The 7,878-nt window shown below is 62.3% G+C and carries 6 protein-coding genes and 1 pseudogene; 4 read left to right on the top strand and 3 right to left on the bottom strand.

Annotated elements, in window-relative coordinates; all coding sequences use genetic code 11:
* Together HMPREF2919_RS09220 and HMPREF2919_RS03125 are read right to left on the bottom strand one after the other, a co-directional pair.
* Window positions 1-241, bottom strand: a pseudogene (locus tag HMPREF2919_RS09220) (heme peroxidase); the annotation flags it as partial.
* 176 nt (window positions 242-417) lie between these two features.
* Window positions 418-1,389, bottom strand: a complete 972-nt coding sequence (locus HMPREF2919_RS03125; protein ID WP_083311118.1) for a PHP domain-containing protein — start codon at window positions 1,387-1,389, stop codon at window positions 418-420.
* 215 nt (window positions 1,390-1,604) lie between these two features.
* Between HMPREF2919_RS03125 and HMPREF2919_RS03120 the strand changes: the two genes are divergently transcribed.
* Entirely contained in the window at window positions 1,605-3,134 is a 1,530-nt protein-coding gene (locus tag HMPREF2919_RS03120) for an aminopeptidase P family protein (protein WP_070666159.1), read from the top strand.
* A gap of 154 nt (window positions 3,135-3,288) precedes the next feature.
* Here the strand turns inward: HMPREF2919_RS03120 and HMPREF2919_RS03115 are convergent, their stop codons facing one another.
* Complete coding sequence (locus HMPREF2919_RS03115; protein ID WP_070666156.1) at window positions 3,289-4,281, bottom strand: hypothetical protein; 993 nt, start codon at window positions 4,279-4,281, stop codon at window positions 3,289-3,291.
* Window positions 4,282-4,411: 130 nt separating this feature from the next.
* Here HMPREF2919_RS03115 and HMPREF2919_RS03110 point away from each other — a divergent pair, with 130 nt between their 5' ends.
* From HMPREF2919_RS03110 to HMPREF2919_RS03100, 3 genes are read left to right on the top strand one after another with little or no spacing between them, the layout of a single operon-like run.
* Window positions 4,412-5,740, top strand: a complete 1,329-nt coding sequence (locus HMPREF2919_RS03110) for a magnesium transporter MgtE N-terminal domain-containing protein (protein WP_005508498.1) — start codon at window positions 4,412-4,414, stop codon at window positions 5,738-5,740.
* Complete coding sequence (locus HMPREF2919_RS03105; RefSeq protein WP_070666153.1) at window positions 5,733-6,665, top strand: DUF1003 domain-containing protein; 933 nt, start codon at window positions 5,733-5,735, stop codon at window positions 6,663-6,665. The genes HMPREF2919_RS03110 and HMPREF2919_RS03105 overlap by 8 nt, the downstream gene beginning before the upstream one ends.
* Window positions 6,655-7,857: a P-loop NTPase gene (locus HMPREF2919_RS03100; protein WP_070666150.1), complete on the top strand. Its 1,203-nt coding sequence runs from the start codon at window positions 6,655-6,657 to the stop codon at window positions 7,855-7,857. Before HMPREF2919_RS03105 ends, HMPREF2919_RS03100 begins: the two co-directional genes overlap by 11 nt.
* The last annotated feature ends 21 nt before the right edge of the window (window positions 7,858-7,878 follow it).

Below are 7,878 nucleotides of genomic sequence, written 5' to 3'. Positions count from 1 at the left end.
AATTAAAGATAACGCGACGCCCCAATTCACCATCTTGCCGATAGTACTCATATTCTGCGCGGTCGTTGCAGGTCACTGCCGGTTCGTCCGGCTGTACAATGGGGGTCACCTCGTGAGGCTTCAAATGCCCGGTGGCATACGCCGGAACACTACCGCACACCATGGCACCTGCCAGCAGTACCGTGCCACCGGCCTGGATGGCCCGCTTTGTGGGGCGGGTGAATAATTGTCGAAGCATCATAGCTCCTTCATGAACAGAGGGGAGGCACAATCTTTGTGCGCCCCAATGAGTAGAACGTTCTCAGCGTACCAAAAATCCTAACCTTCAGGTAGAGATTTAGGGAATATGCAATGAGGTGAAAGCAAAAGAATGGGGGGCGGGTTCCTTTGATTAGGAACCCGCCCCACACTTTTGTTTTAGTGCTGTGCCGCCAGCTGCTCGCGGATACGCGCCACCGTCACCGCATCCGTCGTGTTCTCACCCAGCAGGTTCGGCTTACCCGCGCCGTGATAATCACTCGAACCCGTCACCAGAACCTCACGGCCCGCCGCACGCTGACACTCAATGAACTCCAGCAGACGCGCCCGGTCCTCCGGGGAGTTCTCACGGTGATACACCTCCACACCCGCCAAGCCAGCATCCACCATCAAACCCAGGTACTCCAGGCTCAGGGCGGGACCACGCATCGTACTCATCGGATGCGCAATCACCGGCACACCCCCAGCCTCACGAACCAGACGCACCGCCTCCAACGGATCCAGCGCATCCTGCGGCACATAGTAGGGGCTGCCCGTGTACAGCAGCTTCGCGAAAGCCTCAGAACGATCAGCAACCATACCAGCAGCAACCAGCGCATCGGCAATATGGGGGCGGCCCACCGCCGTGTTCCCCTCCCCCACCTGCGCCAACACGTCATCCCAGGTCAGCGGGTAGTCAGCGGCAAGACGGCCCACAATAGCCTGCGCACGGCCCTCACGGCTGGCACGAATCGCCTCCACACGGCACGCCAACTCCGAACCCACCGAATCAAAACCATAAGCGAGCAGATGAATAGTCTTCGTGCGTGCGCGGCCCTCACCGTCGGTGTACCGGTAACGGCAAGAGAACTCGGCACCCGGCAGAAAATCCAGACCGTGCTCATCCGCCAGCTGAGCCGCCTGCGCCCAACCAGCCGTCGTATCGTGATCAGTCAGCGCAAACCCAGCCAATCCGGCGCGAGCAATCAGCGGCACCAGCTCGGTCAGACTCTGCGTGCCGTCAGAAATAGCGGAGTGAATATGCAAATCGTAACGCCCGGCACGGTTCAGATTTTCAGGCGCACCCGATTCAGCGGGCTGCAGTGCCTGCTGCGCATTAGGTGCACTATTTCGGTGTTCTGTCTGCGTCATATTCTCTCCTTCCCCGCCCCTGCTAGTTCGTCGCCACCTCAGCGGGGTTTTAAGGTATGTCATCTACTCTTCTGATTCAACCCTACCAATATCGGCGGCGCAATATCAGGCACCCGGTCGCAAGTCAAAGATATATTCTGCCCCACCGCGCCCCTCTTATGGTCAAAAGCGCTAAAACACCTGCCCACCTGTGGTGAAGGAGATATGATTAACCCATGACTGAGAACAACGAGAAGAGCACCGAAGCTCAGAAGAACGACCACCGCAGCACCCCTAAGGCGTCTGCGTTCACCGAATTCATTGCTAAGGACTGGGCCAAGGCCGAAGATGACGGCTACACCCGCGAGCCCGTAGCAGACTACGCAGCTGAGCGCCGCGCCAAGATCTCCAAGGCATTCCCCGGCGAGCGCCTCGTCCTGCCTGCAGGCCCGCTGAAGGTCCGCTCCAACGACTGCGACTACCGCTTCCGCCCCCACTCGGCGTTTGCGCACCAGACCGGCCTGGGCATCGACCACGAGCCTGACGCCGTGCTGATCTTCGAGCCCGTCGAAGAGGGTACCGGCGACAACGGCTCCAACCACGAGGTCACCCTGTACTTCCGCCCGCTGGCTGGCCGCGACACCACCGAGTTCTACGCGGATGCACGCTACGGCGAGTTCTGGGTTGGTCCCCGCCCCACCCTGAAGGAATTCTCCGAGCGTTACGGTCTGCGTACCCGCGACCTGTCCGAGCTTGAGGTTGCTATCACCAAGAACGCCGGCAACCAGGGCCTGGGCGGCGTGAACATCCGCCTGGTCCGCAACGTTGACCCGGCTGTTGACGCGCTGGTTGACACCTCCCGCTACAACACCGGCGTGGAGCTGGAGCAGGCTGACAAGCTGGACTCCGAGCTTGCCGTGGCTCTCTCCGAGGCTCGCCTGATTAAGGACGCTATCGAGGTTGAGAACCTGCAGCGTTCCGTTGATATGACCGTCAAGGGCTTCGAAGAGGTCGTGCGCGAGCTGCCTAAGGCTGTTGCGCACCACCGCGGCGAGCGCGTCGTTGAGACCGCGTTCTTCTCCGTGGCACGTACCGACGGTAACGACCTGGGCTACGACACCATCGCAGCGTGCGGTAACAACGCAACCATCCTGCACTGGATCCGTAACAACGGCACCGTCGATGACGGCAAGCTGCTGCTGCTGGACGCAGGCGTTGAGGACGACACCCTGTACACCGCAGACGTGACCCGCACCTTCCCCGTGAACGGTAAGTTCACCGAGGTTCAGGCGAAGGTCTACAACGCTGTGCTGGAGGCTGCTGACGCCGCGTTCGCTGTGGCTAAGCCGGGCCGTAAGTTCCACGAACTTCACGACGCCGCTATGGAGGTTCTGGCTCACCGTCTGGAAGAGTGGGGCCTGCTGCCGGTTTCTGCCGAGGTTTCCCTCACCATTGAGGGCGGTCAGCACCGCCGCTGGATGCCGCACGGCACCAGCCACCACCTGGGTCTGGACGTGCACGACTGCGCGCAGGCGAAGGCTGAGCTGTACATGTGGGCTGAGCTGGAGCCGGGCATGGTCTTCACCATTGAGCCGGCCCTGTACTTCAAGGACGAGGACCTGTCGGTTCCCGAGGAGTACCGCGGTATCGGTATCCGCCTGGAGGACGACGTGCTCTGCACCGAGGACGGCAACGTGAACCTCTCCGCTGCGCTGCCGCGCACCGTTGAGGGTATTGAGGAGTGGATGGCGAAGCTGGCGAAGTAACGCCTAGCCCCCCTCCAGTTACGTTAGTAACGTCTTATAGGGAAAGCCCCTCACCGATTCGTTCGGTGAGGGGCTTTCTCGTGTCTTCTAAGTGCTGTCTTCTATGCCTGCCGTATGAGCCGCTACGGGCGGCTACCGCCGTTACGGCGTGAAGTTATTCGGAGTCCTGCGAGGAGTTATCGTGCAGGCCCTGCGGGCGCGGGGTCGGACGCTGCGGCTTGGGCTGAATCAGCTTCGCGTATTCTTCCGGGTCGTCCACGCGCAGACCGAAACGCTGCGCCGGGCGCTTCTGCGTATCTGACTTCTGAGCAGTTGATTGGTCAGCATTCGCCTGTTCAGTGCTTGCCTGTTCCTGTTCGGAAGGCTGAGCGGGTTGAGCAGGCGGTGCGGGGGCAACCGGTGCGGGCATGTTCTGCGCCGCACTCTGAGCCACCGCGTTCTGCGCAGTAGTATCACGCTCGGGCAGGTTCTGGTTCGGCGCCGGCTGACTACCCGCCTGCGCACGGTACGAGGGTGCCTTCGGCGCACCGGTCGGAACCGGTGCACCATTCATCGAAACGGTACTCTGAGCCGCCCGCGCCTGCGAAGCCTCCGGGGCCGCCGCCGCCCGCGCAGCCGCAACCGCCGCCGAGAAGCGAGGGTGCGCACCCAGCACGCGGCGTGCATCCTGAGCGTACTCCGGCAGAGCGTACATCACGGTACGCGAGGGAATCGCCTCGGTACGCATCGGGTAACGAATACCGCGATTACGACGAAGAATATACATCTGCCACAGCACAAACACAGCCACCGACAGCGGTACGTACCTTAGCGCCACCGACGTAAAAGAGTCACCGGTCAGAGTCAACAGCACCGAAAACACCAGGCCCATCGACGCGCCCTGAATCGCCGCAGAAATCAGGGCACGACCATAACCGGGCTGCACCGGGTACTCCACCTGGCGGATACCGTCATTGACCAGGTACAGCGCCGTGACCGGATAATCCTGCTCGCTGAGCACATCAAAAGCGGCGAGCGCATCATCGTGACGAACGAAGGAGGCGATCGCCTCACCGGCGGGCAGGGGCTTGCCCTGAGCCTGCGCCAGGCGCGAGGCCAGATATGAAGAAGGCGGGGTCGAGGGAATATTCGGCAGGTTAGAAGTCATGGCTCCTATTCTACCGCCCACCCTACCCCTGGATCCGGTGGGCAGTCAGCTCCTCTACAGGCGTAGCGAACACCTGTTCAATTAGGCTTCTCAAAGTGCGAATCCCCGCGGCGGGGCGTACCCTAGAGAGGTGAGCAATTCGAAGTTCAGCACCCCCAGCAAGATTTACATTGCCCGCCTTTTGGGCCTCGACGTTTTTGACCCTTTCGGTGACCGCCTCGGCCGTCTCCGAGATGTCGTCGTGCTCAAACGCGGCCTGGGCGCATCCATTGCGGGCGCCCGCCCCGCCAAGGGCAGCGAACCCATTGTTGTCGGCATCATCGTTGAGGTGCTCGGCAAGAAACGCGTGTTCATGCCCATGACCCGTGTGCGAAGTATCGACGCTTCACAGATCATTTCGACCGGCCTGGTGAACCTGCGCCGCTTTGAACAGCGCAACTCTGAGACTCTCATCGTCGGTGAGCTCTTTGACCGCCGCGTGCGCCTGCTCGACGGCAGCGGCGACGCTGTCATTGAGGACGTCGCCATTGAGCAGCGCCGCAACGGCGACTGGGGCGTGACCGAGCTGTTCGTTTCCCGCGTCAGCTCCTCCTCCAGCACGTGGCGCCGCCGCTCCAAGGAGACCCTCATCGTCGACTGGGACGAGGCGGTGCTCTCCACCGATGTGGAACCGCAGGCGGCAACCGCGTTCGTGGCGAACCACGAGAACTCCAAGCCCGCCGACCTTGCAGACGCCATCCACGAGATGAGCGATAAGCGCATGGTCGAAATCGCAGCCGAGCTGCAGGATGAACGCCTCGCGGACGTTCTGCAGGAGCTGCCCGCCGAGGACCAGGTGCAGATTCTGTCGCACCTGGACGACGAGCGTGCCGCGCAGGTCCTCGAAGAGATGGAACCGGACGACGCCGCCGACCTGCTCATCGAACTGGACGACGCCCAGCGTGAAAAGCTGCTCGAACTCATGGAACCCGACGAAGCAGACGACGTGCGTCGACTGCTCGAATACGACGAGGGTACCGCCGGTTCGCTCATGAACCCGGTGCCAATCATCCTCTCCCCGGAGGCGACCGTTGCGGAGGCGCTTGCGCACATCCGTGCCGAGGAGATCCCTCCGGCGATGGCGGCTGCCGTCATGGTGACCCGCCCGCCCCTGGAAACGCCGACCGGCAAGTACCTGGGCCTGGTGCACATGCAGAAACTGCTGCGTGTGCCGCCGAGCGAGCCGATTGGTCACATCCTCGATACCGATACTGAGCCTGTCTCTGACCAGGCAAGTTTGGAAGAGCTAGCACGCGTGCTGGCGACCTATGACCTGACCATCGTTCCCATTGTGAACGAATCGCACCGCCTGGTAGGCGCAGTGACCATCGACGACGTGCTCGATGCGCTCCTGCCCGAAGACTGGCGCACTTACGATGATGGAACTCCCGTACGAAAGGTAGGACGACGCTTTGCCTGAATCGAACCGCCGCGACGCAAACCGTACCGAAGAGAACCCCCGCATCGATAAGGCGCGCATCCTCAAGGACCGTCTGGAGAAGAAGTACGCTGAACGCAACCGCGAGCGCGGCGACTCCCGCCCGCAGCGTAGCGACTCGCAGCTGAGCACCCCCGGCACCCGCAAGCCGAAGCTGTTCTCGAGCCCCAACCCGGACGCTTTCGGCCGCATGACCGAGGGTTTCGCACGCTACATGGGTACCCCGCAGTTCCTGATGTGGATGACCATTTTCTGTGGCGTGTGGCTGGCGTGGAACTCCCTGGCGCCGGAGGGGATGCAGTTCGACCCGCGTAGCCTGAACTTCACCCTGCTGACCCTGATGCTGTCCCTGCAGGCTTCTTACGCTGCTCCCCTGCTGCTGCTCGCGCAGAACCGTCAGGATGACCGCGACCGCGTGGTGGCTTCCGAGGACCGTAAGCGTGACCAGCAGAACCTGGAGGAGACCCAGTACCTGACCCGTGAGATCGCTTCGCTGCGTATTGCTCTGCGTGAGGTTGCGACCCGTGACTTCGTTCGTAGCGAGCTGCGTGACATTCTTGAGGAACTGCAGAACATTGCGCAGGAGCAGGAGCGTCACGCTGAGCAGCTGCAGGACATCAGTGAGGACATTGAGGACCTGGAGGAGGCTATCGACGATATCGATATCTCCGAGGGCGAGGAAAAGGACGCTGAGGAGCAGGAGACTGAGGAGCAGGGCGCTGAGGACAAGAACTCTGAAGGTACCGAGAACGGTACCGAGCATGCCGCTGACAAGGCTGAACGCCCTGCGAAGGACTCCGCACAGGATCCCCACCGAGGCGATTTGAGCCAGCCTCAGAGCCGCGAATCCCAGCAGGCACAGCAGCAGGCAGAGCGCACCCGTGAGGGAGGCGCCCGTGACCACTAATTCGCCCCTGCAGGATGCGCTCTACGCGGCACTCGCCCGCGTCGAGGATCCCGAACTGCGCCGCCCCATTACGGAACTGGGCATGGTGGAGACTGCACTCGTGCATCCTGAACTGGATGAGCACGGTGAGCCGATTCCCGGCCGCCACTGGGCGGAGGTCACGGTGCTACTCACCATTGAGGGTTGCCCGCTGAAGAACACCATCGAGCAGCAGGTTCGTGACGCCGCCGCCACCGTTGAGGGTATCGACCGTGTGCAACTGCAGGTGGGTGCGATGAACCCGCAGCAGCGTTCCGCCCTGCGTTCGATGCTCAAGCCGGAGCGTTCCAACCCGTTTACCGCACCCGGTTCGCTGACCCGCGTGTTCGGTGTGGTGTCCGGTAAGGGCGGTGTAGGTAAGTCCTCCATGACCGCGAATCTTGCCGCCGCGTTCGCTTCGCGCGGGCTTGCGGTGGGCATTATTGACGCGGATGTGCACGGCTTCTCCATCCCGGGTCTGCTGGGTATTACCGACGCCCCGACCCGCCTGGATGACCTGATTCTTCCGCCGACCGTGGACGTTCCCGCCCCCGCCCAGCGTTGGGGTGAGCAGAAGGTCAGCGGCGGCTTTATTCGCGTGATTTCAATCGGCATGTTCCTCAAGGGCAACGAGCCGGTGGCGTGGCGCGGCCCCATGCTGCACCGTGCCCTGGAGCAGTTCATCATGGACGTGCACTTCGGCGCCCTGGATGTGCTGCTGCTCGATTTGCCGCCCGGCACCGGCGATATTGCCATCTCCATGGCTCAGTTGCTGCCGAATGCGGAGCTGGTGCTCATTTCCACCCCGCAGCACGCCACGGTGGATGTAGCGGAGCGTGCCGGCACCCTGAGCTTGCAGACCGGTCAGAAGGTCGTGGGCGTGGTGGAGAACATGGCTGCCATGACCCTGCCGGACGGTACCGTGCTCGACATGTTCGGTTCTGGCGGCGGTCAGGTGCTCGCTGAGCGTCTTTCGGATGCGCTCTCCTACCCGGTACCGCTGCTCGGTTCTGTCCCTCTGGATGTGAACCTGCGTACCGGCGGCGACGAGGGCATGCCTGTCGTGTGGGGTCACCCGAACTCCCCCACCGCCGAAGAGATTCAGTCCATCGCCTCGCAGCTGTTGCAGTCGGGCGAGTCTCGGGCGGGTCAGAGCCTGCCGCTCTTCGTTTAGAGATTGAGCGTCTAGAAGCTG

Origin of the sequence: Rothia sp. HMSC068E02 (genome assembly GCF_001813565.1) — a bacterium.
Lineage (GTDB): Bacteria > Actinomycetota > Actinomycetes > Actinomycetales > Micrococcaceae > Rothia.
This window is presented reverse-complemented; position numbering and strand designations above follow the sequence as displayed.